This window comes from Phenylobacterium sp. (assembly GCF_030646615.1).
Classification (GTDB): Bacteria; Pseudomonadota; Alphaproteobacteria; order Caulobacterales; family Caulobacteraceae; genus Phenylobacterium.
Genome location: NZ_JAUSLG010000023.1, coordinates 31,238 through 56,504 on the forward strand (window position 1 = coordinate 31,238; position 25,267 = coordinate 56,504).

A 25,267-nucleotide genomic window follows, 5' to 3' on the forward strand; every position below is an offset into this window, starting at 1 on the left:
ATTGAACTAAGGCCCCGCGGGCGATAGGTCAAAGTCTTGAAATCTTGAACAGGTCCGGTTCCCACATGTTTCGCCGTGTCGCCTTCGCCGCCCTTACGGTCGGACTGCTGACCACCAGCGCCTGCGCGCCGATGACCACCTATTCCGGATTCCAGGCGATCGACGCCAATCCCAAGGACATCAAGGTCGGCGAGGACACCAAGTCGACCGTCCGCGGCAGCCTCGGATCGCCCTCGGCCACCTCGACCTTCGAGGACGACGTCTGGTTCTATATCGCCCAGGTGAAGGAGCGCGTGGCCTTCCGGCGAGCCCAGGTGGTCAACCGCGAAGTGGTGTCCATCACCTTCAATCCCGAAACGGAAGTGGTCGAGACGGTGGACCACTACACCCTCGAGGACGGCAAGGTCATCGCCTATAACGACCGCGAAACCCCGACCCGCGGCCGTGAGCTGACGGTGCTGGAGCAGCTGCTGGGCAATGTGGGCCGTGGCGGCATGCTGCCCCGGGACGACGAAGGGGTGCCCGGCACCCGCCCCGGCGACCGTTAGAACGCCCTCCCCCATCCACTATGAGAAACGCCCCGGAGATCGCTCTCCGGGGCGTTCTTCGTTTGGGGCCTTGAAGCCTCAGGCTATCCGACGCCGTGGGCGAGGACGGCCAGCAGCAGCAGGGCCACGATGTTGGTGATCTTGATCATCGGGTTCACCGCCGGACCGGCGGTGTCCTTATAGGGGTCGCCGACGGTGTCGCCGGTGACGGCGGCCTTGTGGGCCTCCGACCCCTTGCCGCCGTGGTGGCCCTCTTCGATCAGCTTCTTGGCGTTGTCCCAGGCGCCGCCGCCGGAGGTCATCGAGATGGCCACGAACAGGCCCGTGACGATCACCCCCATCAGCATGGCGCCAAGGGCGGAGAAGGCGTCGCCCTTGCCTGCGATGGCCATGATCACAAAGAACAGCACCACCGGCGAGACGACCGGCAGCAGGCTGGGCACGATCATCTCGCGGATGGCGGCCTTGGTCAGGATGTCGACGGCCCGACCGTACTCCGGCTTGACCTCGCCGGTCATGATGCCGGGGTTCTCCTTGAACTGGCGGCGAACCTCGACGACGACGGCCTCGGCCGCCCGGCCCACGGCAGTCATGGACATACCCCCGAACAGGAAGGGCAAGAGGCCGCCGAACAGCAGGCCGACCACGACGTAGGGGTTCGACAGGTCGAAGGCGACCTGGGTCATGCCCTCGAAGAACGAGCCGGGTTCGGCCGTGGCGATGAAGTAGCGCAGGTCCTCGGTATAGGCGGCGAACAGCACCAGGGCGCCGAGGCCGGCCGAGCCGATGGCGTAGCCCTTGGTCACCGCCTTGGTGGTGTTGCCGACCGCGTCGAGGGCGTCGGTGGAGACGCGGACCTCAGCGGGCAGGCCCGCCATTTCCGCGATGCCGCCGGCGTTGTCGGTGACCGGGCCAAAGGCGTCCAGGGCGACGATGAAGCCCGCCAGGGACAGCATGGCCGTGGTGGCGATGGCGATGCCGAACAGCCCGGCCAGGCCATTGGCGACGATGATGCCGGCGATGATCACCAGGGCCGGAAGGGCCGTGGACTCAAGGCTCACGGCCAGGCCCTGGATGACATTGGTGCCATGGCCCGAGACGCTGGACTTGGCCACCGACTTCACCGGCCGGAAGGCGGTGCTTGTATAATATTCGGTGATCACGACGATGGCCGCGGTCACGGCCAGGCCGACCAGGCCGCAATAGAACAGCGACATGCCGTCGAAGCTGCGCGCGCCCACACTGACCACGCCAGGAACCATGGTGGTGGTGACCCACCAGATGGCGCCGACCGACAACAGACCGGTGACGATCAGCCCTTGATAGAGGGCGCCCATGATGTTGCGCGACTTGCCCAGCCGGACAAAGAAGGTGCCGATGATCGAGGTGATGATGCAGACCCCGCAGATGGCCAGGGGCAGCAGCATCATGGTTTCGACCGCGGCGGTTCCGCGGAAGAAGATCGCCGCCAGCACCATGGTGGCCACCGTGGTCACCGCATAGGTCTCGAACAGGTCGGCGGCCATGCCGGCGCAGTCGCCGACATTGTCGCCCACATTGTCGGCGATGGTGGCGGCGTTGCGCGGGTCATCCTCGGGGATGCCGGCCTCCACCTTGCCCACCATGTCGCCGCCCACGTCGGCGCCCTTGGTGAAGATGCCTCCGCCCAGGCGGGCGAAGATCGAGATCAGCGAGGCGCCGAAGCCCAGGGCCACCAGGGAGTCCACCACGGTGCGGCTGGTCAGGTCATGGTCGAGGGGACCGGTGAGGACGAAGAAATAGCCCGCCACGCCCACCAGGGCGAATCCCGCCACCAGCATGCCGGTGACCGCGCCCGAACGGAACGCCAGCGAAAGGCCCTTTTCCAGGCTCTCGGAGGCCGCCTGAGCGGTTCGCACATTGGCCCGAACCGAGATCAGCATACCGGCGAAGCCTGCGCCGCCCGACAGGACGGCGCCGACCACGAAGCCGATGGCCGGCTCCGGACCAAGCAGCAGCCAGACCGCGATCAGGATCACGACGCCGACCATGGCGATGGTGGTGTACTGGCGGCGCAGATAGGCCTGGGCGCCTTCCTGGATCGCCGCAGCGATCTCCTGCATCCGTTCGTTGCCGGGTGAAGCCCGCATCAGGAATGCGGACTGGACGATGCCGTAAAGCACCGCCAGCAAGCCGGCGACAATCACCAGCGTAAGCACGAGACTCATCGTTTAGGCGCCCCTTTGAATGGCGCGAACCGGCTCAGGCTCGCCCCCGAATGGAGACCGCCCCCGGTCGCTACGTTTCCTCTTGGTTGGGCCGGCGTACATGCGCCGACCCTTGTTCTTTAGCCCTGGGACTGTGCCAAGGTTGCCAAGGGGGCGCAACGGTTGTGGTGGACGGGTCGCTCGCCCTGAGGCGCGCGCGATCAGGCGCTGGGGGGCTTAGGCACGCCCGTGCGCCGCTTGGCCGTCTGGGACATGACCGAGACGGACTGGATATCCTTGCCGCCCAGGCGAACGGCCTCCTTGAGCATCACCGCCTTCAGGCGGGCGACGTCGAGGCTCAGATAGTCCTCTTTGCTGGTGAACGGCGTGCGATGGCCCGCCCGCACCAGGGCGTCGCGGAAGAAGGGCTCGCGTTCCCTGAGCTTCTGGATATTGGCCACCTGCGACAGGTTCAGGCGCACGGCGACGAAGATGTAGTTGACCACCAGGTCGCGGGCCACGACCGGCAGGGCGACCGGCGAGATGTCCACATACTGGCCGCCGGCCGCCTTCTCCTTCGGGGGCGCCCCGGCCGCAAGGCTGGGACCGGCCAGAAGGGTCACAGGCAGGGCGGAGATGAAGGCGCGGCGCAGCATGGCGCAAGCTTAGCCCTGACAGGGTTGCCGCCGTCTTTACGACGCCCCATGCCAGCCTCAGGTGTGGGTCCAGCCCCCCGGCCCCGTCGGCGCGGGCCTTCCGTCGATCAGGGCCTGGACCCCCTCGCCGGCTTCGACCATGCCGATCACCGACAGTCCCAGCCGGTCGCTGGCCCCAGGCGGCGCAGTCAGGACGAGCTCGTAATCATCGCCGGATGTGGCCAGCGTGATGAGGGCCTGGCGGCGGTCAGGCTGACGAGCCAGCCAGGCTGCGCCAGCCGGCGAAAGGGGCATGCGATCCAGATCCAGGCGAAGGACCACGCCGCTGGCCCGGGCGATATGGCCGGCGTCGGCGACCAGGCCATCGGAGATGTCGGCGCAGGCGCTGGCCTGGTCTCGCAGGGGTTCGATAAGGTCCAGGCGCGGTCGTGGCAGGCGGTAGCGCTCGGCCAGATAGCCGTCCGGATCGCCAAGCTCGCCCATGACGGCCTTGAGGCCCAGCCAGCCGTCGCCGATTGGCCCGCTGACCATCACCAGATCCCCCGGCCGCGCGCCGGAGCGACGCACGGCGCGCCCCTGCGGGACCCAGCCCAGAAGGGTCAGGCTGGCGACCATCGGGCCTGAGGTCGATACGGTGTCGCCCCCCAGCAGGCTCAGATCGAAGGCCTCACCGTCGAAGCGCAGGCCTTCGGCGAACAGCTCGCGCGCCGCCAGGTTCGTCCCCGAGGGCCAGGCCACGGCGAGAAAATAGCCGTAGGGCGCAGCGCCCATGGCCGCCAGGTCCGAAAGGTTGGTCCGCAGCAGCTTGCGCGCCACGAGGTCGAGCGCCTCGCCGACGGGGAAATGCACCCCCTCCACCAGAGCGTCCTTGGTAACCACCAGGTCAAAACCCGGGCGCTGGGGGATCACCGCGGCGTCGTCCAGCAGGCCCAGGGCCTCAGGCGCCCCGCGGGTCAGGGGCCGGTAGAGCCGGGCGATCTGCTCGAACTCGTCCGGCTGGGCTGGGCTGTCTTCAGGCCCGGACATCCTGGGCCACGCCATCGAGGGCGCCGTTGACGAAGCCGGGCTCCGGCCCCTCGAAGAAGGACTTGGCCAGCTCGACATACTCATCGATCACCACCTCGGTGGGGATGTCGGACCGTTCGACCAGCTCGTAGGCGCCGGCCCGCAGGATCGCGCGGGCGGTGGCGTCCAGGCGCTCCAGCCGCCAGCCCTGGGCCAGTCGCTTAACCACGGCTTTGTCCACATCGGCCTGGCGGGCGATCACGCCGCGCAGGAGCTCGGCGAAAAAGGCCTCATCGGCGCCGCTCAGGGCGAAGCCCTCCACGTCGCGGTCAAAGCGATGGTCGGAGAACTCACGGATCACCGCCTCCACGCCGGCGCCCGAGACCTCCATCTGATAGAGGGCCTGGACGACGGCCAGGCGCGCCACCGAACGGGACTGGCGCGGGATGGGACCGGTGGGCACGGGGATGTCCTGGCTCATTGATCGTGTCCCGACAGCCGCGCCTTCAGGCTGATCATCTCCAGGCAGGCGCGCGCTGCTACGCCGCCGCGGTCCCCCTGGCTGGCTCGCGCCCGCTCCCAGGCCTGGGCCTCTTCATCGACGGTCAGGACGCCGTTGCCGATGCAGAGGCGTCGGCTGAGCGCCAGGTCCATCAGCCCCCGGGCCGATTCGTTGGCTATCACCTCGAAATGGTAGGTCTCGCCGCGGATCACGCAGCCCAGGGCCACATAGCCGTCATACGCCACGCCCCCGCCGCTGCCCGCAGCGTCGGAGAAGGCGATAGCGGCCGGGATTTCCAGCTCGCCGGGCACGCTCACCACGTCGAACTCGACCGCGTGGGCCGACAGCACGTCGGTGGCGCCGGCCAGCAGGGCGTCGGCGATCTGCCCATGGAACCGCGCCTCGACCACGAGGACGCGCAGCTTCTCGTCTTGCATCACAAAATCCAGCAATCGCGGGAGGCGATCCTAAGGGGACAGCCTTTAGGCGGTTTCGCGCCATCGCGCGAGATAGCGCGCCAGCATGTCGATCTCCAGATTGACCTTCGAGCCCACCGAAAGCCGCCCGAGCGTGGTCACCTCCCAGGTGTGGGGGATCAGATTGACGCCAAAAATGTCGTCCTCGACCTCGTTCACGGTCAGGGAGACGCCCTCGATCGCAATCGAGCCCTTGGGGGCGATGTAGCGGTGCAGCGGCCGGGGGACGCGCACCTTCACCCGGTGTGACCCGCCCTCGGAGACGATGGAGATGAGCTCACCCACCCCGTCCACATGGCCCGAGACGATATGACCGCCCAGTTCGTCGCCGACCCGCGCCGAGCGCTCCAGGTTGACGGCGCGGCCCTCGCGCCATTCGCCCAGGGTGGTGCGCTCCAGGGTTTCGCCGGAGACCTCGACGGCGAACCAGGTCGGCCCCTTCTCCACCACGGTCAGGCAGCAGCCGGCATGGGCGATGGAGGCGCCGATATCGACGGTCGCGAGATCAAAGGCGGTCTCGATCTCGAACCTGCGGTCGCGGTCGGTGTCGCGCACGGCGCGCACCCGGCCCACATCGGTGACGATTCCGGTGAACATTCAGATCCTTTCGTAGCGTTCCCAAAGGTCGTCGCCGAGCATGACGACCTCGATGCGGCGCATCCGAGGCGCCTGATCCAGCGCCGCAAGACCCAGGGCGCCCACGGCCGGTCGGCCATCGCCGCCGATGATCTGCGGCCCGCGAAACCACTCCAGCCGGTCCACGAGACCATGGTGGAGGAAGCTGGCCGCCACCTGTCCGCCGCCTTCGACGAAGAGGCGCCGCAGCCCGCGCTCAGCCAGAGCGGCGACAACGCCGTGCAGGTCCGAGCGCTCCCCTTCAGCCGCGGGTGCCGACACGATCTGGACGCCGGCCTCGACCAGGTCCTGCGACGGCGCGCCGGCAGCCACCACATAGACCGGGACATCGCCGGCCGACCGGACCAGTCGCGAGGACTTCGGCAGGCGTTGCCGGCTGTCGAGCACCACCCGCGCCGGCTGGCGGCCCGCATACGCCGGCAGGCGGACGGTGAGTTCAGGATCGTCGGCCAGGGCGGTCTCCGCGCCGATGACGACGGCGTCGTGCTCACTGCGCAGCCGGTGCACCTGGGCGCGGGCCTCAGGCCCGGTGATCCATCGGCTCTCCCCGCTGGCGGTGGCGATGCGCCCATCCAGCGAGGTGGCGAGCTTCAGGGTGATCAGGGACGAGGCCATGGGCGAGCGCGCCCTCTAGCGCTCCTCCTCCGGCGCCTCGGACAGGCCCTCGCGCCCCAGGAAGTCGGCGAAGTCGCGGGTTTCGCGGAAGTCCCGGTAGACCGAGGCGTAGCGAACATAGGCCACGTCATCGAGGGCCTTCAGGGCCTTCATCACCAGTTCGCCGATCACCTCAGAGCCGATCTCGGTCTCGCCCATGCTCTCGAGCTGGCGGGTGATGCCGTTGACCATCCGATCCACCTGCTCGGGATCGATGGCCCGCTTGCGGGTGGCGATGTCGATGGAGCGCAGCAGCTTCTCCCGCTCGAACGGGGTCCGCCGCCCCGACCGCTTGATCACGGTCAGTTCGCGGAGCTGGACGCGCTCGAAGGTGGTGAAGCGGCCGCCACAGGCCGGGCAGAGTCGGCGGCGACGGATAGCCGCCCCGTCTTCCGACGGACGGCTATCCTTCACCTGGCTCTCGCTGTGGCCGCAGAATGGGCATCGCATCAGGTCAGCCCCTCCCCGGCCGCGTCCTCTTGATGAGGCCTAGTTGTAGATCGGGAACCGGCGGGTCAAGGCCAGCACCTCGTCGCGGATCTTGGCCTCGACCGCCGAATTGTCACCCCCGGCGGCCAGGCCATCGACCACCTCGGCGATCATCTGGCCAATGCGGCGGAACTCGGCCGGGCCAAAGCCCCGCGAGGTGCCGGCCGGCGAGCCCAGGCGCAGGCCCGAGGTCTGGGTGAAGGGCAGCGGGTCGAACGGGATGCCGTTCTTGTTGCAGGTGATGTTCGCGCGTTCCAACGCCGCCTCGGCGTCGGCCCCGGTGACGTTCTTGGGCGTCAGGTCCACCAGCATCAGATGGCTGTCGGTGCCGCCGGACACGATCTTCAGGCCGCGGGCCGCCAGGGCGTCGGCCATGGCCCGGGCGTTCTCCACCACCTGGCGGGCATAGAGCTTGAACTCGGGCCGCAGCGCTTCGCCGAAAGCCACAGCCTTGGCGGCGATCACGTGCATCAGGGGCCCGCCCTGCAGACCGGGGAAGACGGCCGAGTCGATCTTCTTGGCCAGCTTCTTGTCGTTGGTCAGGATCATGCCGCCCCGGGGGCCGCGCAGGGTCTTGTGGGTGGTGGTGGTGACCACATGGGCGTGCGGCATGGGATTGGGATAGGCGCCGCCGGCCACCAGGCCGGCATAGTGGGCGATGTCCACCATCAGGATGGCGCCGACGCTGTCGGCGATCTCGCGGAACCGGGCGAAGTCGATCTCACGGCTATAGGCCGAACCGCCGGCGATGATCACCTTGGGCTTGGCCGCCAGCGCGACCTCGGCGGCCTCGTCATAGTCGATCAGCTGGTCCTGCTGGCGGACCGCATAGGACACCGGGTGAAACCATTTGCCCGACTGGTTGACGTTCTTGCCGTGGGTCAGGTGGCCGCCCGCCGCCAGGTCCATGCCCATGAAGGTGTCGCCTGGGCTCATGGTGGCCATGAAGACCGCCTGATTGGCCTGGCTGCCGGAGTGGGGCTGCACATTGGCGAACTCGGCGCCGAACAGGCGCTTGGCCCGCTCGATGGCCAGGGTCTCGGCCACGTCCACCTCTTCGCAGCCGCCGTAGTAGCGCTTGCCCGGATACCCCTCGGCATATTTGTTGGTCAGGACCGAGCCCTGGGCCTCCAGCACCGCACGGGACACGATGTTCTCGGAGGCGATCAGTTCGATCTGGTCCTGCTGGCGTTTGAGTTCGCGGCCGAGGACCTCGGCGATCTCGCGGTCACTCTCGGCCAGGCCTTGGGTGAAGAAGGCGTCGGCGGCGGAGGCGGTCTGGGCTTGTGCGGTCAAGGGCGGGGCTCGCATCGGAATCTGCTGGGGGCGGAGGCGCCTTTTACTCCCATTCCCGCTCGGGTTCCAACCGCTCGCGCAATCTGTGGGAACGAAGTCTGATCGCCGGCGTTTCTCGCACGCTCAAGCGTCGTCCGGCCTGTCGCCGGTTCAGTATCCAGAGGGGAACAATATGAGTGTTGACCGCGGCCTCACAGAGCGTTCGAGCGACATGCTGCGCCTGGGCGTCGATATCGTATCGGCCTATGTGAGCCGCAATCCTGTCAGCACAGACGCCGTGCCCGACCTGATCCGTGCGGTCCACGACACCCTGGCGAACCTTGGCGAGCCCGAGCCCGCCCCGCCGGAAGAGCGCCCCAAGCCGGCCGTGCCGATCAGCAAGTCGGTCCAGGACGACTACATCGTCTGTCTTGAGGACGGAAAGCGGCTGAAGATGCTCAAGCGCTATCTGCGCTCCCGCTACGATATGAGCCCCGAGGACTACCGCCGCCGCTGGGGCCTGCCGCCGGACTATCCGATGGTGGCGCCGACCTATGCCGCGCGGCGCTCGGACTTCGCCAAGCAGATCGGCCTGGGCCGCGGGGTGCGCCGGCGCAGCTAGCGCCGGCCCGCCGCCTACGCAGCGACGCCGCCCACCCGCTGCACGTTGCAGTGGACCCAGAGGGCTTCCAGCGCCTTGGCCAGGTGATCGATCATCTCGTCGCTATGGGCCGGCGACGGGGTGAAGCGCAGGCGCTCGGTCCCCCGCGGCACGGTGGGATAGTTGATCGGCTGGACATAGACGCCGTAGTCGCTGAGCAGGATGTCGGAGATCATCTTGCAGTGGACGGGATCGCCCACCAGCACTGGCACGATATGGCTTTCCGACGGCATGACCGGCAGCCCGGCCTTGACCAGGCGTTCCTTGAGAGCCTGGGCGCGACCCTGGTGGGCGACGCGGACCTCATTGTGTTCCTTCAGATAGCGGATCGACGCCACGGCGCCGGCGGCCAGGGCCGGCGGGATCGAGGTGGTGAAGATGAAGCCGTCGGCATAGGAGCGGATCGCATCGATGATCACGGCGTCGGCGGCGATGTAGCCGCCCATGACGCCGAACGCCTTGCCCAGCGTGCCTTCGATGATGTTGATCTGATCCATCACCCCATCGCGCTCGGCGACGCCGGCGCCGCGGGGGCCATACATGCCCACCGCATGGACCTCGTCGAGATAGGTCATGGCCCCGTACTTCTTGGCCAGGGCGACCATGGCGGGCATGTCGGCGATGTCGCCGTCCATGGAATAGACGCTCTCGAAGGCGATCAGCTTGGGCGCATCGGCGGGCGCAGCGGCCAGCAGCTCTTCCAGGTGCGCCAGATCATTGTGACGGAACACGCGGCGCTGCTCACGGGCGCCGGCGCGGATGCCGGAGATCATCGAATTATGGTTCAGCTCATCGGAAAACATGATGAGCCCGGGCAGGATCTTATAGAGCGTCGAGAGCGAGGCCTCGTTGGACACATAGCCCGAGGTGAACAGCAGGGCGGCTTCCTTGCCGTGCAGGTCGGCCAGCTCGTGCTCCAGCTCCACATGATAGTGGGTGGTGCCGGAGATGTTGCGGGTGCCGCCGGAGCCGGCGCCGGCCTCGTCGATCGCCTGCTTCATGGCCTCGATCACGACCGGGTTCTGCCCCTGGCCGAGATAGTCGTTGGAGCACCAGACCACGATGTCCTGGGCCTCGCCGTCGGGCCGCGTCCAGGTGGCGCGGGGGAAGTTCCCGCGATGACGCTTCAGGTCGGCGAAAACCCGATAGCGGCCTTCGGCGTGCACACGCTCGAGGGCGTTGTGGAAAGCGGTCCTGTAATCCATCGACACGAAATCCGGCTGCACGCTCGACGATCTCACGCCGCAGCCGGTCCCCTAAAGATTCCGCCCGGCTTTTCGCACCGGGTTCGGAGCATGTCTATAAGGCGCTGTGTCGCGCCGGCTTGATCTGCGTCAACGAACGCCTGTTCTTCGCCGACCGTCAGGTCAGCAGGTCCAGTCGCCCGCGAAGCATCTGAATTAGGCCCGAAAAGTCCTTTTCGCCATAGCCGAGACGGTCAAACAGCGCATAAAGCGCCTCGGCCTGCGCCCCCAGGGGCGTTGCGGCCCCCACCGCGGCCGCGGCCCCCTGGGCCAGCTTCAGGTCCTTCAGCATCATGGCGGCGGCGAATCCCCCCTCATAGCCGCGGTTGGACGGCGCGGCCTCCACCGGCCCAGGCCAGGGACAATAGGCGCTCAGCGACCAGCATTGCCCCGAGGAGGCCGAGGCGATCTCGAAGAAACGCTCAGGGTCGAGCCCCAGCCCCTCGGCCAGGGACAGGGCCTCGCAGACCCCGATCATCGAGACGCCCAGCAGCATGTTGTTGCAGATCTTGGCCGCCTGCCCCGCCCCAGCCTCGCCGGCCCGCACGACGGTCTTGGCCATCGGCGCCAGCGCCGTCTCCACCGCGGCGAAATCGTCGTCGCCACACCCGACCATGAAGGTGAGCGCGCCCGCAGCCGCCGCGGCGACGCCGCCGGACACCGGCGCATCGGCCGGTCGCAGGCCGGCCGTCTTCGCCTGGCCGGCCACGGCCCGGGCGGTGTCGACATCGACGGTGGAGCAGTCGATCACCCGCGCGTGCCTGGCGGCGGTCGGCAGGATCGCCTGGTCATAGACGTCCCGCACGTGCGCCCCCGCCGGCAGCATGGTGATGACCACCTCGGCGTCTTCGACCGCCGCCGCCGCCGTGTCCGACGCCTGCGCGCCCGCGCTTACGGCGCGCTGAAGGGCCTTGGCGGACAGATCGAAGGCCTGCACCTCGTGGCCGGCCGCAGCCAGGACCGCGGCCATGCCGCCGCCCATATTGCCCAGGCCGATGAAGGCGTAGCGGGTCATGCGCCCCTCGCGAGACTGGCGGTTTCCATGGCGGTTCTCCCTTGGTGGCGGACGCGCGCCGCCTTACTCCAAGGGTAGCGGTCGCCAGGTCTGGGCGGAAGGCAGGGGGGCGAATATCTCATCGAGCATGGCCTCGCTGACCCCTTCGAGGCTGGCGGGGTTCCACCGCGGCGCGTTGTCCTTGTCGATGATCACCGCCCGCACGCCCTCGATGAAGTCGTAGAGACCGACTACCCGGGCGCCGATGCGGTACTCCATCTCCATGTTCTCGGCGAAGGTCTTGGCCTGGGCGCCCAGGGCCAGCTGGCGGAAGGCGACCTTCAGGGTCTGGGGCGACTTGGTTTTCAGCACTTCAAGCTGGGCGGCGGCCCAGGCGCCGCCATCGGCGTCCAGGGCGGCGAAGATCGCCTCGACGCTGTCGCCGCCAAACAGGTGGTCCATCTCGTCGCGATGCAGCCCCAGCGGCGGCCGGCCGGGATCGGCCTCCAGCAAGGTCAGATGCGTCTCGACCGCAGCCGGGTCGGCGATCACCTGCGCCTTCAGGCGCTCGATACTGGCGGACTCCACATAGTCCGTGGCCAGGCCCAGCAGTTCGCAATCTGCCGCCTTGAGGCGGGCGCCGGTCAGGGCGAGCCACAGGCCAGACTTCCCCGGCAGTCGCGGCAGGTGCCAGCCGCCGCCCACGTCGGGGAACAGGCCGATGCCGGTCTCGGGCATGGCGAAGCTCGTCCGCTCGGTGGCCACCCGGTAGCGGGCCGGCAGGGCGAGGCCCACGCCGCCGCCCATGGTCACCCCGTCCATGATGGTCATCACGGGCTTGGGGTACTCGAAGATCAGATGGTTCAACCGGTACTCGGTGAAGAAGAACTCCCGGGCGGCGAAGCCGTCGCGGGCGCCGCTCTGCGCCAGCATGCGAATGTCGCCGCCGGCGCAAAAGCCCCGCTCACCGGCATGATCGATCAGGACGAAGTCCACGGCCGGGTCACCCAACCAGTCCACCAGGGCGTCGATCATGACGCGACACATGTCGGTGGTCAGGGCGTGCAAGGCCTTGGGACGGTTCAGCGTGATCCGCCCAACCGAGCCCTCGATGCGCGTCAGGACGTCGGGCTCGTCGGTCATCGAAACAGCTCCCGGGCGATAATCACCCGCATGATCTCGTTCGTCCCCTCCAGGATCTGGTGGACGCGCAGGTCGCGGACGATCCGCTCCAGCGGGTAGTCGGCCAGGTAGCCATAGCCGCCGTGCAGCTGCAGCGCCTCATTGGCCACGTGGAAGCCGGCGTCGGTGGCGAAGCGCTTGGCCATGGCGCAGAGCTTGGTGGCGTCGGGCCGTCCGGCGTCCAGGGCCGCAGCGGCCCGCCTGACCATCAGCCGCGCGGCCTCCAGTTCGGTGGCCATGTCGGCCAGTTTGAACTGCAGGGCCTGGAAGTCGCGGAGCGGTCGGCCAAACTGCCGGCGCTCGGCCAAATAGGCCTGGGCGGTGTCGAGGGCGAGCCCCGCGCCGCCCAGGGAGCAGGAGGCGATGTTCAGCCGCCCGCCGTCCAGGCCCATCATGGCGAAGCGAAAACCCTCCCCCTCGCCGCCGATCCGGTTGCCGGCCGGCACGCGCACGCCGTCGAAGTTCACCTGGGCCGTGGGCTGGGCGTTCCAGCCCATCTTCCGCTCCCGCGCCCCGAAAGAGAGCCCCGGCGCGCCGGCCTCCACCACAAAGGCCGAGACGCCGGCGGCCCCGGCCCCGCCCGTGCGAGCCATCACCACATAGATGTCGGAGGTTCCGCCGCCGGAGATGAAGGCCTTGGCGCCGTTCAGCACATAGGCCTCGCCGTCGCGGACCGCGGTCGTGGCCAGGGCCGCGGCGTCAGAGCCGGCCCCCGGCTCGGTGAGGCAGTAGGAGGCCACCAGCTCCATGGTGGTGAGCCGCGGCAGATAGCGGGCGCGAAGCTCAGCGTCGCCGAACCGGTCGACCATCCAGGCGGCCATGTTGTGGATCGTCAGATAGGCCGTGGTCGCCACGTCCCCATAGGCCAGGGCCTCGAAGATCAGCGAGGCGTCGAGGCGCGACAGGCCAGATCCGCCGACATCCTCCGAGAGATAGACGCCGGCAAATCCGAGCCCGGCCGCCTGGCGGAGGGTCTCCACGGGAAAATGGCCCTCGCGGTCCCATTGCGCCGAAAAGGGCGCCAGTTCGGCGGCCGCGAAGGCCTGGGCGGCGGCCTGAAGGGCGCGCTGGTCCTCTGAGAGCTCGAAATCCATGGCCGTGGCCCTCCCTGGGCTTGAGGAAGTTGCGCGGGCGGCGCACCCTGTCAACGACAGGGGGAGATCAGAATGACCTTCAACAGCAGCGGGGCCAGCTCCGTCGAGTCGTCCCGCAATCTTGCTCTCCTCAACTACGCCCTGATGTTCGCGGCGGTGTTCTTCGCCGGGGTGCCTGCGCTGGCGGCGGTGATCATCGCCTATACCCAGCGCGATTCGGCCGCCGAACCGGCGCGCAGTCATCTGGGATTCCAGATTCGCAGCTTCTGGGTCGCCTTCTTCCTCGCCTTGCTGGCCGGGATCTGCGGCCTTGCCGCGGTCATCCACATCCTCGCCTCGCTCTATGGTCTCGCCAACACGGCCGGGTGGGGCGGCATCGATCAGATGGAGGTGGTGATCGGCCAGGTGGCCATCGACGCGACCCTGCTGTTCCTCATTGTCGGCGCCATCGCGCTCGGCTTTCTGTCGGGGCTCTGGCTGATCGGCGCCTCCATCGTCGGCGCTATCAGGCTTGCGTCGGACAAACCGATGGGTAAGAGCCGGGTCCCATGACCCTGCCTCCCCTCGCCGCCTACCCCGCCCTGCGCCTGCGCCGTCTGCGCCAGGCCGACTGGATCCGCAGCCTCGTTCGCGAAACCGTCCTCACGCCGTCCGACCTGATCTGGTCGATGGTGGTCCACGAGGGCGAGGGCCAGGTTCCGGTGGCCTCCATGCCCGGGGTCGCCCGACTTTCGGTGGCCGAGGCCGCCAAGGCCGCGGTCGAGGCTCGCCAGCTGGGCATCCCGGCCATCGCCATCTTCCCGCACATCGACATGGCCCGGAAAGACGCCTCAGGCTCCCTGGCGGCCGATCCGGACGGGCTGATCTGCCGGGCGGTCAAGGCCATGAAGGACGCGGCGCCCGAGGTCGGAATCATGTGCGACGTGGCGCTCGACCCCTTCACCGACCACGGCCATGACGGCCTGATCGAGAACGGCCGCATCCTCAACGACGCCACCATTGAACGCCTGGTCGAACAGGCCCTGGTCCAGGCCAGGGCCGGCTGTGACATCCTGGCCCCCTCGGACATGATGGACGGCCGGGTCGGCGCTCTGCGCACGGCGCTCGAGGCCGAGGGCCTGCAGGACGTGATGATCATGTCCTATGCGGCCAAGTACGCCTCGGCCTTCTATGGCCCCTATCGCGACGCCATCGGCTCGGGGAAACTGGGCACGGGCGCTGTGGATAATCCTGGGGACAAGAAGACCTACCAGATGGACCCGGCCAATACCGAGGAGGCCCTGCGCGAGGTCGCCCTCGACATCGCCGAGGGCGCCGACATGGTCATGGTCAAGCCGGGCCTGCCCTATCTCGACATCCTTCGGCGTCTGGTGGAGGCCTACCGCCTGCCGACCTTCGCCTTCCAGGTGTCTGGCGAGTACGCCATGATTAAGGCCGCCGGCGCCAATGGCTGGATCGACGAGGATCGCGCCATCCTGGAAAGCCTGGGCGCCTTCAAGCGCGCCGGCGCGGCCGGAACCATCACCTATTTCGCCCCCCACGCGGCGCGCCTGCTGGGGGCCTGATCTTCAGGTGACGGCAGGCCGCTCCAGGCGGGCCACCAGGCTGGAGGTGTCCCAGCGGGCGCCGCCCATGGCCTGGACCTCGGCATAGAAGCTGTCCACCAGGCGGGTCACGTCGAGGCGTGCGCCATTGTCGGCGGCCTCATCCAGCACCAGGCCCAGGTCCTTGCGCATCCAGTCGACGGCAAAGCCGAAGTCGAACCGCCCCTCGGCCATGGTCGGCCAGCGGTTGTCCATCTGCCAGGACTGGGCCGCCCCCTTGGAGATCGCGGCCAGGACGTCAGCCGGGTCGAGCCCGGCGCGGGTGGCGAAATGCAGGCCCTCGGCCAGGCCCTGGACGACTCCGGCAATGCAGATCTGGTTGACCATCTTGGTGAGCTGGCCAGCGCCCGCCGGTCCCATCAGCTTCACCGCCTTGGCATAGGCGCCGACCACAGGCTCGGCGCGGGCGAAGGCGTCAGGTTCGCCGCCGCACATGATGGTCAGCTGGCCCGCCTCCGCCCCCGCCTGGCCGCCAGACACCGGCGCATCGATGAAGCGCGCGTCCGCTCCGGCGCAGAGCTGCGCCATGTCCCGCGCCAGCCTGGCCGAGGTGGTGGTGTGATCGATGATCACCGCTTGGGGCGCCAGGGCCGGCAGGGCCTGCGTCACGACCGCGCGGACATCATCGTCATTGCCGACGCACAGGATGAGCATCTCGGCGCCCTGCGCGGCTTCGGCCGCCGTCGCGCCGGCCCGCCCGCCATGAGTCTCCACCCAGCGGGCCGCCTTTTCCGGGCTACGGTTAAACACCGCGACCTCGTGCCCGGCCTTGGCCAGATGGCCGGCCATGGGAAATCCCATCACGCCCAGGCCCGCAAACGCCAGTTTCATAAGTTTCGACCCTCTTCAGACTCATCGACTGGCAACGCCATCTTAACGAGCCCCGCGTCTCCTTGCGGCTCAATTAGCGTTAACCGGGGTGGGGCGATGGCGTCGGGCGAGCGGCCGATCGTTATCAAGAAGGTCAAGAAGGGCGGCGGCCATGGGCACCATGGCGGCGCCTGGAAGGTGGCCTATGCCGACTTCGTCACCGCGATGATGGCCTTCTTCCTGCTGATGTGGCTGATCAACACCACCAGCCCGGAGCAGAAGCGCGGCATCGCCGACTATTTTGCGCCGGCCAGCATCTCGTCGACCACCTCGGGCTCGGGGGGGATTCTCGGCGGCACAGCCCTGGGCGCCGACGGGGCCAAGTCATCGGGCTCGATGTCGATCATCGAACAGATGTCCCCCGAATCACCCAATCCGGAAGAGGACGGCGAAACCCAGGATCCGTCGGCCAAAAGCCAGCTGCAGGAAGCCAGCACCGAGGCCCTGCGCGAGGCCCTGCAAAAGCGCGAAGAGGCCGCCTTCCAGTCCGCCGCCCAGTCCCTGCGCCAGGCGCTGCAGGACATGCCCGAACTGGCCGAGCTGTCGAAGCACATCATCATCGACCAGACGCCCGAGGGTCTGCGCATCCAGCTGGTCGACCAGGAAGGCCGCTCCATGTTCGCCGAAGGCTCCGGCCAGCCTAATGACCGGGCGCGCCTGCTGCTGCGGGCGGTCTCGAAGGTCATCAACCAGTTGCCCAACCGGGTCAGCGTCTATGGCCACACCAGCGTCAACGCCGACGGCGCCCGCGCCGAGGGCGACTGGGCGTTGTCGGCGACCCGCGCCGACTCCTCGCGCCGGGTGCTGCAGGCCGCCGGCGTCGCATCGGACCGAATCTACCAAGTCTCCGGCAAGGCCAATTCCGAGCCGCTCTATCCGGACGACCCGACCCTGCCGGGCAATCGCCGGATCGCCATTGTCCTGCTGCGGGAGGCGCCTGTGCTTCCCCCGGATGTTCGGCCCTGAGCCAGGTTTCGAATCGCGACCGAATAGCTCACCGAAATGTGTCGGCTTGCCTGAGAGCCAGACATGGCTCCTAATCGGTTCCTCCGCAGGGGTTCGAGGGCGAACGCAGGTCCGTGACGCAGCATTTCCCGACGCGACAGCTTAGGTTCTTCCTGACCGCGCCGTCGCCTTGCCCCTACCTGCCGGGTCGTTTCGAACGAAAGGTGTTCGCGCACCTGCCCATGGCCGACGGGCCCGGCGTCAACGACTCGCTCACCCAGATCGGCTTCCGACGCTCCCAGAACATCGCCTATCGGCCGGCCTGCGAGGCCTGCGTCGCCTGTGTTTCGGCCCGCCTGCCGGTCGAAGACTATGTGTTCTCGCGATCGGAGCGGCGCATCCTCGCGCGCAACCACGACATCGTTCGCTCGGTCGTCGAGGCCGAGGCGACCATGGAGCAGTTCGATCTGCTGCGGCGCTATCTGACGACCCGCCACGCCGAGGGCGGCATGGCCGAGATGAGCTGGCCCGACTATGTGGCCATGGTCGAGGACACCGCCGTCCGCACCCATCTAGTGGAATATCGCATCCAATCCGACGACGGCGGCCCCGGCGACCTGATCGCCTGCGCCCTCATCGATCTGATGTCCGATGGGCTGTCCATGGTCTACAGCTTCTATGACCCGGCCGAGACCCGCCGCAGCCTGGGCTCGTTCATGATCCTCGACCATGTGGTGCAGGCGGGCCTGATCGGCGTCCCTTGTGTCTATCTCGGCTATTGGGTGCGGGGCAGCGACAAGATGGACTACAAGGCGCGCTTCTCGCCCATCGAACTCCTGCGCCCCGAGGGCTGGGTGCGGATGAGCAGCCGCGAGGCGCTGGGCCCCCGCGGCTGATCCCCCGACCCTAGTCGCGGGAGCCTTCCATGGTGAAGCCGACCTTCAGATAGACCTGGAAGTGGCCCACCTGGCCGTCGACGATTTCGCCACGGGTGGCCGTGACCTCGTACCAGCGCATGTCGCGCAGGGACTTGCTGGCCTCGGAGATGGCGTTGCGGATCGCATCATCGATGCTGTCCTTGGACGACCCGACCAGCTCGACGACCCTGTAGACGTGCTCCGACATAGTGAACTCCCTCATAGGCGCCCCGATGGCGCAGGACCTCTAAGCGCCCGCGGCCCCTCCCCGTTCCACCATTCCGGTCGAGCCGCATATTTTGCATATGCGACTGATTTCAGGTGTTTTCTCACGCTGGACTAGAGAAAGCCGATGGCTGAAGGTGACTATTCTTCACTATGAGGCCGCCGCCAATAACGCGCTTTCCAGCGCTGCGCTGGTCGTAAGGAGTTGATATCGCTACAGCGACAAAGGGGGTGGCATCTCCCGTCTAGGCCCATTCAAGTGCCGGGTGAAGGTGCGCCGCAAGCCGTTCTCAGCCACGCTCCTCTAGCCTTGGCCCCCTTGGTTACGGCAGGGAGGGGAGCATAAGCTTGACCCTCCAATCACGGCGGCAGACTTTTTCGACCGCGTTTCAATGATCGGCATCAATGGATAGCGGTATCTTAAAGCTCTGCGCCTTCTGCGGCGTAACCTTAACAAACAAGAACATCAGCCGCGAACATCTATGGGGCGATTGGCTACGGGACTACGTTCCACGTACATTCGTCCGAACGGAGCACATGGGCACCATCAGAATGGTGGTCGTGCACGAAGACGGGCGAACGGTATCTCTGGAGCAGGTGGTTCGAGGCAAGCTGGATAGACCCGGCGATCCTCACGCCCAGCGACTTCGGATCGTGTGCCGGACCTGCAACAATGGCTGGATGAGTGTCATTCAAGAGCAAGCGAAGGCTCACCTAGTGCCATACACTCGGTGGGAATGGCCCAGTCTCTCACCCGAGAGCATCGAGCCTATATCGGCCTGGGCATGCCTATTCACGATGGTCTTAGAGTTTGCCCATATCGACACCATGGCGACTACGCCGGAGCAGCGCCGAGCGCTGATGCAAACCGGACGCCCCCCAGACGATTGGGTTGTCTGGGCGGGGAGATTCAAAGGGACGCGTTGGCGGGGCTCGTTTAACCATTTTGGTTTAGGCGGCCTAGCTTGGCAGACATCTTCTCTAGAGCCCCCTCCAAGCGCCACCGCTTTGGCCCCCCTTCACACGGCACAGTCCACCGCCTTTTGTCTCGGCTCCCTCTTTTTGTTCACCTTCAGCACCAGGGGCCCACTTCAGGTGGACAGTGACAGGCTCGCCGCCTTCGCTGGTATCCGACGTATTTGGCCGAATAGGCACGTCGCTATCGAACCGCCAAATATCACACTAGATGATGTCAGCGCGGACCAAGTAAGTCGTCTCTGCCTTCCGCCAGCTTCGCGGCCGACCGTTAGGGCGGTCTGGGAAACCAGATAGCGGACCCTGACATCTCTCCTACCGATTGGGTTCTTCAAGTGCATTTCCTCTGCACAGGCCGGTGGTATTGATCCCCAGGCTACTAGTGCCGCCGCGTCGACGGGTTGGGTCAAGCCTGATAGATTCGTTCGTGAAATGAGCTCCTTAGGACATGGACCATGGCCCGGCAGCTTCGGCTGAAGCTTCGACGCCCGCCGTCCTATGACCGGGACGCCTTCGCCACCGGCCCCTCCAACGCCGCCGCGCGCGCCGCCCTGGCCGCCTGGCCCCGCTGGCATGGGAGCGCCCTGGTGCTGGTGGGGGCCGAAGGGGTCGGCAAGACCCATCTGGCCAGTCTGTGGGCCGAGGATGTCGGCGCGATCCGGCTCGACCCCCTCGGCGGCGATCTGTCGGAAGGCGCGCCCGTCCTGATTGAGGATGTCGACCAGGGGTTCGACGCCGAGTTCCTGTTTCACAGGATCAACATGGCCAGCCGCGCCGGCGCAGGCCTGCTGCTGACGGCCCGTACGGCTCCGGCCGGCTGGCCGACCGAGCTTCCCGACCTCCGCTCCCGCCTCAACGCCATTCAGGTGGCCGAGATCGAAGCTCCGGATGACGAGGTGCTCGAGGCGATCCTTCGGCGACAGTTCGCCCGGTGCAACATCACGCCCCACGACGACGTCATCCCCTTCATCCTGCGCCGGATCGAGCGCTCGGCGCCGGCGGCCTGGGACGTGGTCCGCCGCCTGGACGCCGCCTCCGGCGAAAGCCACAGGCCAGTGTCGCGGGTCCTGGCGCGGCAGGTTCTTGAAACCGACACCGAAAATCTTGACCTTTTCGAGTGACCCTCAAGCCGGGATCAGCGAGGCTTGCGCGGTTCCCCGATCGTCGAGAGGCCCCCATGTCCTATGTCGCGTCCCAACCGCCCGAAGGCGAACCCCAGACGGGGAAGGACCTGGCCTGGGACGCCGACATGGCCGCCTCGCGCGACCGGTTCTTCAACCGGGAGATTTCCTGGCTGGCCTTCAATGAGCGCGTGCTCTCAGAGAGCAAGAATCCCCGCCATCCCCTCCTGGAGCGGCTGCGGTTCCTGTCGATCTCGGCCAACAATCTCGACGAATTCTACATGGTGCGGGTGGCGGGCCTGAAGGCCCAGGTGCGCGAACGGGTGCGCTCCATCAGCCAGGATGGCCTGACCGCCGCCGAACAGCTGGAAAAGGTCAACGCCGAGGCCGCCATGCTGATGACCGACCAGCAGAACCGCTGGCGGGATCTGCGCCGGGAGCTGGCCGCCGAAGGCCTGCGCCTGGTGGAGGCCGACGAGGTCACCCCGGCCGAGCGCGCCAGCCTGGAGCAGGCCTTCCTCAGCCTGGTCTTCCCGATCCTGACTCCGCTGGCCATCGACCCGGCCCACCCCTTCCCGTTCATTCCCAACCTCGCCTTCTCCCTGGCCCTGACCCTTCGTCGGGATTCCGATGGGCGCAAGTTCAACGCCCTGGTGCCGATTCCTGCCCAGGTGGCGCGGTTCTGGCAGCTTGAAGCGCCCCGGGGCGGGCGCAAGCCGGCCAAGCCGCAACGGCGCTCGATCTCGCTCGAGGGGATGGTCGCGCTCTTTGTCGATCACCTGTTTCCCGGCTGCGATGTCGAGGCCAGCGGGGTGTTCCGGTTGATCCGCGACTCCGACGTGGAGATCGAGGAAGAGGCCGAGGACCTGGTCCGCGAGTTCGAGGCCCGCCTGAAGCAGCGGCGCCTAGGCTCGGTCGTCCGGGTCGAGATCGAGCAGGCCATGCCCGAGAGCCTGCGCGGCTTCATCTGCGAAAACCTCAGCGCCCAGCCCGACGATGTCCTGCTGATCGATGGCCTGCTGGGTCTGGACGAGCTGTCGCAACTGATTCCGCCCGATCGTCCGGACCTGAAGTTCAAGCCGTTCACCGCCCGCTTTCCCGAGCGCATCCTCGACCACGGCGGCGACTGCTTTTCGGCGATCCGCGAAAAGGACATCCTGGTCCACCACCCCTTCGAGAGCTTCGACGTGGTGGTGCAGTTCGTCCGTCAGGCGGCGCGGGACCCGCACGTGCTGGCCATCAAGCAGACCCTTTACCGGACCTCATCGGACAGCCCGATCGTCGCAGCCCTGATCGAGGCGGCCGAAAACGGCAAGAACGTCACCGCCGTCATCGAGATCAAGGCGCGGTTTGACGAGGAGGCCAATCTGAAATGGGCCCGGGATCTGGAAAGGGCCGGCGTCCACGTGGTCTTCGGTTTCGTGGAGTACAAGACCCACGCCAAGCTCTCAGTGGTGGTCCGTCGCGAGGGGGACCAGGTGCGCACCTACTGCCACTACGGCACGGGCAATTATCACCCGGTGACGGCGCGGATCTATACGGACCTCTCCCTGTTCACCACCGACCCGGCCCTGGCGCGGGATTCCTCGCGGGTGTTCAACTTCATCACCGGCTACGCCCGGCCGACCCAGCTGGAGAAGCTGTCCTTCTCGCCTGTGACCATGAAGCACGACCTGATCGCCCTGATCGAACAGGAAGCGGCCAACGCCAAGGCGGGAAAGCCGGCGGCCATCTGGGCCAAGATGAACGCCCTGGTGGATCCCGAGGTCATCGACGCCCTCTATGCCGCCAGCCAGAACGGCGTCTCCATCGATCTCGTCATCCGCGGCATCTGCTGCCTGCGCCCAGGCGTGCCAGGCCTGTCGGAGAATATCCGGGTCAAGAGCATCGTCGGCCGCTTCCTGGAGCACTCCCGGATCGTGGCCTTCGCCAATGGCCAGACCATGCCGTCGAGCAAGGCGCGGGTCTTCATCTCGTCGGCCGACTGGATGCCGCGCAACCTCGACCGCCGGGTCGAGAGCCTGGTGCCGGTGGAGAACCCGACGGTTCACCAGCAGGTGCTGCAGCAGATCATGGTCGCCAACCTGAAGGATGAAGCCCAGAGCTGGACGCTGGACGCTTCGGGGCGCTACACCCGCGATCCGAACTGGGACCATCCCAGCGCCTTTTCCGCGCACGAGTACTTCATGACCAATCCAAGCCTGTCGGGCCGGGGACAACGTGTGAAGGATATGCCGCGCGCGATCGACCATGTCGCCGCACGAAGCTAGGCCTGAGAGCCGCCAGGCGGCGGTCATCGACGTCGGCTCCAACTCCGTCCGTCTGGTGATCTACCGGTTGGAAGGCCGCGCGATCTGGACCGTCTACAACGAAAAAGCCCTGGCGGGGCTCGGCCGCGAGTTGGCCGAGACCGGTCGGCTGGCCCCCGACGGGGTCGAGATCGCCCTGAGCGCCCTGCGCAGGTTCCGCGCCATCCTCCAGGGCTGGGAGCCGCACGAGATCGTTGCGGTGGCCACAGCCGCGGTCCGCGAGGCTGAGGACGGTCCCGCCTTCGCCGAGCGCCTGCGCGGCGAACTCGGCCTGCCGCTGCGGGTGCTTTCGGGGGAGGAAGAAGCCTATTTCGCCGCCGCCGGCGTGCTGGCGGGCCATCCCGGCGCCCGCGGCCTGGCGGGCGACCTTGGCGGCTCCAGCCTGGAGCTGGTGCGACTGGGCCAGGATGGGCCTGAGCCGGGGGTGACCCTGCCGCTAGGACCCTTCGCCCTGGGGGCGCCGCGGCCATTGGCGGTGGATGACGCCCGGCGATTGATTGACGCCAGCCTCGACCCCCTGGCCGACGGCCTCAACTGCGCGGAGTTCCATGCGGTCGGCGGCGCCTGGCGCAACCTGGGCCTGCTGCACATGATCATGACGGACTATCCCCTGCGGGTGGCCCATCAGTATGAGATGTCCCGCTCGGAGGCCCTCGATCTGAGCCGCTTCGTGGTCCGACAATCGCGCACCTCGCTGGAGCGGATCGAGGGACTGTCGAAGAAGCGCTACGAAACCCTGCCCTATGCCGCCCTGGTGCTGGAGTCCCTGATCGAGCGCCTGGGCTTGGAGCGGATCGTGATTTCCGCCTTTGGCCTGCGTGAGGGCCTGCTCTGGCACGGCATGGAAGAATCGATCCGCCGGCGAGACCCACTGCTGGAGGGATGCGTGGCCATGAGCGCCATGCGTGGTCTGTCGGCGGGCGATCTCACCAGCGCCCTGCACGCCTGGTTGACGCCGGCCCTGCGCGCCCTGCCGCCGGTCTTCGGGGATCGAGATCCGCTCCTGATCGCCGCGGCCTGCCGGCTGGCCGATCTCGGCGGCCGCCTGCACCCCGACCATCGGGCGGAGCTGGCCTTCGCCCAGGTCCTGAGGGCGCCCATCGCCGGAATGAGTCATGCCGAGCGATGCTTCCTGGCCTTGGCGACCTTCGCCCGCCATTCCGCCTCCAGCAACATCCCGGAGTCCGCCACCATCATGCGGGTTCTGAGCGCCGAGCGGCGCGCCAGGGCCCGGGCCTTGGGGGCCGCCCTGCGGCTGGGCGCCGACCTCTCGGGCCGCAACGGCCAGCTCCTGTCCGAGGCGGCGCTGGAGATCGACGGGCCGGTCCTGCGCCTGACGGCGACTCCCGGCTGGTCCGACCTCCTGCTGGGGGAGCAGACACGAAAAAGGGCGGCGACCCTGGCCGCCGCCCTGAAACTCAAGCTCGAACTGGACGCGCTCTAGCTGGAGGCGCGGGGCGCCCGGCGGACCTCGACGACCCGCACGCGGGCGCCGTCGAGCACCAGGGCCAGCTCGCCGCGCTTCACCCGCAGGGCGTCTTCGCCAAAGGCCTCCCGTCGCCAGCCCTGCAGAGCCGGCGTCTCGGCCTCGTCGTCATTGGCGATCTGCTCCAGGTCGGAGACCGTGGCGATCAGCTTTGAGGCCACCCCAGCATCCTCGGCCCGGGCCTTGAGCAGCACCTTGAGCAGTTCGACCACGGCGCCGGCGGCCGGCGAATTCGCGCTGCGGGCGCGCTCGACCTGGGGCGCGTTCGCCTCGGGGTTCTTCAGCCCCTCCCGGATGGCTTCCAGAAGGTCAGGCCCAAACTTGGAGCCGGAGAAGCCCTTGGGCACAGAACGGAGTCGATCGAGGCCCGCCGCGTCGGTCGGGGCCTGGGTCGCCACCTCGTCGATGGCGTCGTCCTTCAGGATGCGGCCCCGGGGCTGGTCGCGGCTCTGGGCCGTGCGCTCGCGCCAGGCGGCCACGGCCTTGTAGACCGACAGGTACTTGGAGGTGTGTCGGCGCGGTTTCAGCCGCTTCCAGGCGTTTTCCGGCTCGACGTCGTAATTGGCCGGGTCGGTCAGGGCCTGCATCTCGTCGGTCACCCAGACCAGCCGTCCCTCCTTCTCCAGCCGCGCGCGCAGCATCGGATAGAGCTTGGCCAGGTGGGTCACGTCGGCCAGAGCATAGGTCAGCTGCGACTCCGCCAGGGGGCGCCTTGCCCAGTCGGTGAAGCGGCTCGACTTGTCGAGCTCGATCTTCAGCATCTGGCGTACCAGGGCGTCATAGGCGATCTGTTCGCCGAACCCGGCGGCCATCCCGGCCACCTGGGTGTCGAACAGGGGCCTGGGCATGGCCTTCAGGTTGTTGAAAATCTCCACGTCCTGTCGGGCGGCGTGAAAGACCTTGAGAATGGTCTCGTCCCGCATGATTTCCAGGAACGGCTCGAGGTCCATACCCTCGGCCATCGGGTCGATGACCGCCTCATCGCTGGGGGTCGCGGCCTGGATCAGGCAGAGCTTGGGCCAGTAGGTGGTCTCGCGCATGAACTCGGTGTCTACGGCGACGAAGGGCTGGCCTTTCAGTCTGTCGCAGAACGCCGCGAGTTCGGCGGTGGTTGTAATCGGCGTCATCCCGTAGCTATAGCCTCGCGCGCGACCGAGTCTGCAAGCGCCCGATGCATGGGCGCATCAATTTCTTTCCGCCCCCGAAGGGGCCA

Annotated in this window: 24 protein-coding genes and 1 pseudogene; 9 read left to right on the plus strand and 16 right to left on the minus strand. The window is 67.6% G+C overall.

Annotated elements, in window-relative coordinates:
- The first annotated feature begins 65 nt into the window (after positions 1–65).
- On the plus strand, positions 66–548 hold the full coding sequence (locus Q7S93_RS03715; protein WP_304712246.1) for an outer membrane protein assembly factor BamE: 483 nt from the start codon (positions 66–68) through the stop codon (positions 546–548).
- Between the two features lie 83 nt (positions 549–631).
- On the opposite strand, the gene Q7S93_RS03720 is transcribed toward Q7S93_RS03715, so the two are convergent.
- From Q7S93_RS03720 to glyA, 9 genes are all read right to left on the minus strand, one after another.
- Positions 632–2,755, minus strand: coding sequence for a sodium-translocating pyrophosphatase (locus Q7S93_RS03720; protein WP_304712247.1), 2,124 nt, complete (start codon positions 2,753–2,755; stop codon positions 632–634).
- 200 nt (positions 2,756–2,955) lie between these two features.
- Positions 2,956–3,390, minus strand: a complete 435-nt coding sequence (locus Q7S93_RS03725) for a hypothetical protein (protein WP_304712249.1) — start codon at positions 3,388–3,390, stop codon at positions 2,956–2,958.
- 57 nt (positions 3,391–3,447) lie between these two features.
- Positions 3,448–4,431, minus strand: coding sequence for a thiamine-phosphate kinase (gene thiL, locus Q7S93_RS03730; RefSeq protein WP_370652060.1), 984 nt, complete (start codon positions 4,429–4,431; stop codon positions 3,448–3,450).
- Positions 4,403–4,876 carry a transcription antitermination factor NusB gene (gene nusB / locus Q7S93_RS03735; protein WP_304712252.1) on the minus strand — a complete coding sequence of 158 codons (474 nt, stop codon included), beginning with the start codon at positions 4,874–4,876 and terminating at the stop codon, positions 4,403–4,405. The genes thiL and nusB overlap by 29 nt, the downstream gene beginning before the upstream one ends.
- Positions 4,873–5,334: a 6,7-dimethyl-8-ribityllumazine synthase gene (gene ribH, locus Q7S93_RS03740; RefSeq protein ID WP_304712253.1), complete on the minus strand. Its 462-nt coding sequence runs from the start codon at positions 5,332–5,334 to the stop codon at positions 4,873–4,875. Before ribH ends, nusB begins: the two co-directional genes overlap by 4 nt.
- 45 nt (positions 5,335–5,379) lie before the next feature.
- Positions 5,380–5,970 carry a riboflavin synthase gene (locus Q7S93_RS03745; RefSeq protein ID WP_304712254.1) on the minus strand — a complete coding sequence of 197 codons (591 nt, stop codon included), beginning with the start codon at positions 5,968–5,970 and terminating at the stop codon, positions 5,380–5,382.
- A complete protein-coding gene (locus Q7S93_RS03750) occupies positions 5,971–6,624 on the minus strand; it encodes a RibD family protein (RefSeq protein WP_304712255.1) in 654 nt (217 codons plus the stop codon).
- Between the two features lie 15 nt (positions 6,625–6,639).
- On the minus strand, positions 6,640–7,113 hold the full coding sequence (gene nrdR, locus Q7S93_RS03755) for a transcriptional regulator NrdR (RefSeq protein WP_304712257.1): 474 nt from the start codon (positions 7,111–7,113) through the stop codon (positions 6,640–6,642).
- Between the two features lie 39 nt (positions 7,114–7,152).
- Entirely contained in the window at positions 7,153–8,463 is a 1,311-nt protein-coding gene (gene glyA / locus Q7S93_RS03760; protein WP_370652061.1) for a serine hydroxymethyltransferase, read from the minus strand.
- Positions 8,464–8,620: 157 nt separating this feature from the next.
- Between glyA and Q7S93_RS03765 the strand changes: the two genes are divergently transcribed.
- The gene (locus Q7S93_RS03765; protein WP_304712259.1) at positions 8,621–9,049 is read left to right on the plus strand and encodes a MucR family transcriptional regulator; all 429 of its coding nucleotides are present in this window, start codon (positions 8,621–8,623) and stop codon (positions 9,047–9,049) included.
- 14 nt (positions 9,050–9,063) lie between these two features.
- On the opposite strand, the gene hemA is transcribed toward Q7S93_RS03765, so the two are convergent.
- From hemA to Q7S93_RS03785, 4 genes and pseudogenes are all read right to left on the minus strand, one after another.
- Positions 9,064–10,293: a 5-aminolevulinate synthase gene (gene hemA, locus Q7S93_RS03770; RefSeq protein WP_304712260.1), complete on the minus strand. Its 1,230-nt coding sequence runs from the start codon at positions 10,291–10,293 to the stop codon at positions 9,064–9,066.
- Positions 10,294–10,450: 157 nt separating this feature from the next.
- A pseudogene (gene mmsB, locus Q7S93_RS03775) lies at positions 10,451–11,359 on the minus strand (3-hydroxyisobutyrate dehydrogenase); the annotation flags it as partial.
- A 51-nt stretch (positions 11,360–11,410) separates the two neighbouring features.
- The gene (locus tag Q7S93_RS03780) at positions 11,411–12,469 is read right to left on the minus strand and encodes an enoyl-CoA hydratase/isomerase family protein (protein ID WP_304712261.1); all 1,059 of its coding nucleotides are present in this window, start codon (positions 12,467–12,469) and stop codon (positions 11,411–11,413) included.
- Positions 12,466–13,602, minus strand: a complete 1,137-nt coding sequence (locus tag Q7S93_RS03785) for an acyl-CoA dehydrogenase family protein (RefSeq protein ID WP_304712262.1) — start codon at positions 13,600–13,602, stop codon at positions 12,466–12,468. The genes Q7S93_RS03780 and Q7S93_RS03785 overlap by 4 nt, the downstream gene beginning before the upstream one ends.
- A gap of 72 nt (positions 13,603–13,674) precedes the next feature.
- On the opposite strand from Q7S93_RS03785, the gene Q7S93_RS03790 reads away from it, so the two are divergent.
- Positions 13,675–14,154: a hypothetical protein gene (locus tag Q7S93_RS03790; protein WP_304712263.1), complete on the plus strand. Its 480-nt coding sequence runs from the start codon at positions 13,675–13,677 to the stop codon at positions 14,152–14,154.
- Positions 14,151–15,167 (plus strand): porphobilinogen synthase, encoded by a 1,017-nt coding sequence (hemB, locus tag Q7S93_RS03795; RefSeq protein ID WP_304712265.1) that lies wholly within the window; start codon positions 14,151–14,153, stop codon positions 15,165–15,167. Before Q7S93_RS03790 ends, hemB begins: the two co-directional genes overlap by 4 nt.
- 3 nt (positions 15,168–15,170) lie before the next feature.
- Here hemB and Q7S93_RS03800 read toward each other — a convergent pair whose 3' ends face one another.
- On the minus strand, positions 15,171–16,037 hold the full coding sequence (locus Q7S93_RS03800) for an NAD(P)-dependent oxidoreductase (protein ID WP_304712266.1): 867 nt from the start codon (positions 16,035–16,037) through the stop codon (positions 15,171–15,173).
- A gap of 96 nt (positions 16,038–16,133) precedes the next feature.
- Between Q7S93_RS03800 and Q7S93_RS03805 the strand changes: the two genes are divergently transcribed.
- Both Q7S93_RS03805 and Q7S93_RS03810 read left to right on the plus strand, forming a co-directional pair.
- The gene (locus Q7S93_RS03805) at positions 16,134–17,042 is read left to right on the plus strand and encodes a flagellar motor protein MotB (RefSeq protein ID WP_304712268.1); all 909 of its coding nucleotides are present in this window, start codon (positions 16,134–16,136) and stop codon (positions 17,040–17,042) included.
- Positions 17,043–17,155: 113 nt separating this feature from the next.
- Complete coding sequence (locus tag Q7S93_RS03810; protein ID WP_304712270.1) at positions 17,156–17,917, plus strand: arginyltransferase; 762 nt, start codon at positions 17,156–17,158, stop codon at positions 17,915–17,917.
- Between the two features lie 10 nt (positions 17,918–17,927).
- Here the strand turns inward: Q7S93_RS03810 and Q7S93_RS03815 are convergent, their stop codons facing one another.
- On the minus strand, positions 17,928–18,146 hold the full coding sequence (locus Q7S93_RS03815) for a dodecin (protein WP_304712272.1): 219 nt from the start codon (positions 18,144–18,146) through the stop codon (positions 17,928–17,930).
- 1,447 nt (positions 18,147–19,593) lie between these two features.
- Here Q7S93_RS03815 and Q7S93_RS03820 point away from each other — a divergent pair.
- Genes Q7S93_RS03820 through Q7S93_RS03830 form a run of 3 tightly spaced genes read left to right on the plus strand, consistent with a single transcriptional unit; the run spans position 19,594 to position 24,012 of the window.
- Positions 19,594–20,259, plus strand: a complete 666-nt coding sequence (locus Q7S93_RS03820) for a DnaA ATPase domain-containing protein (protein WP_304712274.1) — start codon at positions 19,594–19,596, stop codon at positions 20,257–20,259.
- 56 nt (positions 20,260–20,315) lie between these two features.
- Positions 20,316–22,529: an RNA degradosome polyphosphate kinase gene (locus Q7S93_RS03825; RefSeq protein WP_370652062.1), complete on the plus strand. Its 2,214-nt coding sequence runs from the start codon at positions 20,316–20,318 to the stop codon at positions 22,527–22,529.
- The gene (locus Q7S93_RS03830; protein ID WP_304712276.1) at positions 22,510–24,012 is read left to right on the plus strand and encodes a Ppx/GppA phosphatase family protein; all 1,503 of its coding nucleotides are present in this window, start codon (positions 22,510–22,512) and stop codon (positions 24,010–24,012) included. The genes Q7S93_RS03825 and Q7S93_RS03830 overlap by 20 nt, the downstream gene beginning before the upstream one ends.
- Here Q7S93_RS03830 and rnd read toward each other — a convergent pair.
- Complete coding sequence (gene rnd, locus Q7S93_RS03835; RefSeq protein ID WP_304712278.1) at positions 24,009–25,181, minus strand: ribonuclease D; 1,173 nt, start codon at positions 25,179–25,181, stop codon at positions 24,009–24,011. The two genes, Q7S93_RS03830 and rnd, sit on opposite strands and share 4 nt — an antisense overlap.
- Positions 25,182–25,267 lie beyond the last annotated feature (86 nt).

What these genes read in the sequence shown, in the direction of transcription:
- nrdR (WP_304712257.1), bottom strand. Translation starts at nt 7,113, where the DNA reads ATGCGATGCCCATTCTGCGGCCACAGCGAGAGCCAGGTGAAGGATAGC.
- Q7S93_RS03725 (WP_304712249.1), bottom strand. Translation starts at nt 3,390, where the DNA reads ATGCTGCGCCGCGCCTTCATCTCCGCCCTGCCTGTGACCCTTCTGGCC.
- Q7S93_RS03780 (WP_304712261.1), bottom strand. Translation starts at nt 12,469, where the DNA reads ATGACCGACGAGCCCGACGTCCTGACGCGCATCGAGGGCTCGGTTGGG.
- Q7S93_RS03765 (WP_304712259.1), top strand. Translation starts at nt 8,621, where the DNA reads ATGAGTGTTGACCGCGGCCTCACAGAGCGTTCGAGCGACATGCTGCGC.
- Q7S93_RS03790 (WP_304712263.1), top strand. Translation starts at nt 13,675, where the DNA reads ATGACCTTCAACAGCAGCGGGGCCAGCTCCGTCGAGTCGTCCCGCAAT.
- Q7S93_RS03800 (WP_304712266.1), bottom strand. Translation starts at nt 16,037, where the DNA reads ATGAAACTGGCGTTTGCGGGCCTGGGCGTGATGGGATTTCCCATGGCC.
- Q7S93_RS03750 (WP_304712255.1), bottom strand. Translation starts at nt 6,624, where the DNA reads ATGGCCTCGTCCCTGATCACCCTGAAGCTCGCCACCTCGCTGGATGGG.
- Q7S93_RS03745 (WP_304712254.1), bottom strand. Translation starts at nt 5,970, where the DNA reads ATGTTCACCGGAATCGTCACCGATGTGGGCCGGGTGCGCGCCGTGCGC.
- Q7S93_RS03820 (WP_304712274.1), top strand. Translation starts at nt 19,594, where the DNA reads ATGGCCCGGCAGCTTCGGCTGAAGCTTCGACGCCCGCCGTCCTATGAC.
- thiL (WP_370652060.1), bottom strand. Translation starts at nt 4,431, where the DNA reads ATGGCGTGGCCCAGGATGTCCGGGCCTGAAGACAGCCCAGCCCAGCCG.
- Q7S93_RS03825 (WP_370652062.1), top strand. Translation starts at nt 20,316, where the DNA reads ATGTCCTATGTCGCGTCCCAACCGCCCGAAGGCGAACCCCAGACGGGG.
- rnd (WP_304712278.1), bottom strand. Translation starts at nt 25,181, where the DNA reads ATGACGCCGATTACAACCACCGCCGAACTCGCGGCGTTCTGCGACAGA.
- Q7S93_RS03815 (WP_304712272.1), bottom strand. Translation starts at nt 18,146, where the DNA reads ATGTCGGAGCACGTCTACAGGGTCGTCGAGCTGGTCGGGTCGTCCAAG.
- nusB (WP_304712252.1), bottom strand. Translation starts at nt 4,876, where the DNA reads ATGAGCCAGGACATCCCCGTGCCCACCGGTCCCATCCCGCGCCAGTCC.
- Q7S93_RS03720 (WP_304712247.1), bottom strand. Translation starts at nt 2,755, where the DNA reads ATGAGTCTCGTGCTTACGCTGGTGATTGTCGCCGGCTTGCTGGCGGTG.
- Q7S93_RS03805 (WP_304712268.1), top strand. Translation starts at nt 16,134, where the DNA reads ATGGCGTCGGGCGAGCGGCCGATCGTTATCAAGAAGGTCAAGAAGGGC.
- hemB (WP_304712265.1), top strand. Translation starts at nt 14,151, where the DNA reads ATGACCCTGCCTCCCCTCGCCGCCTACCCCGCCCTGCGCCTGCGCCGT.
- glyA (WP_370652061.1), bottom strand. Translation starts at nt 8,463, where the DNA reads ATGCGAGCCCCGCCCTTGACCGCACAAGCCCAGACCGCCTCCGCCGCC.
- ribH (WP_304712253.1), bottom strand. Translation starts at nt 5,334, where the DNA reads ATGCAAGACGAGAAGCTGCGCGTCCTCGTGGTCGAGGCGCGGTTCCAT.
- Q7S93_RS03785 (WP_304712262.1), bottom strand. Translation starts at nt 13,602, where the DNA reads ATGGATTTCGAGCTCTCAGAGGACCAGCGCGCCCTTCAGGCCGCCGCC.
- Q7S93_RS03830 (WP_304712276.1), top strand. Translation starts at nt 22,510, where the DNA reads ATGTCGCCGCACGAAGCTAGGCCTGAGAGCCGCCAGGCGGCGGTCATC.
- hemA (WP_304712260.1), bottom strand. Translation starts at nt 10,293, where the DNA reads ATGGATTACAGGACCGCTTTCCACAACGCCCTCGAGCGTGTGCACGCC.
- Q7S93_RS03715 (WP_304712246.1), top strand. Translation starts at nt 66, where the DNA reads ATGTTTCGCCGTGTCGCCTTCGCCGCCCTTACGGTCGGACTGCTGACC.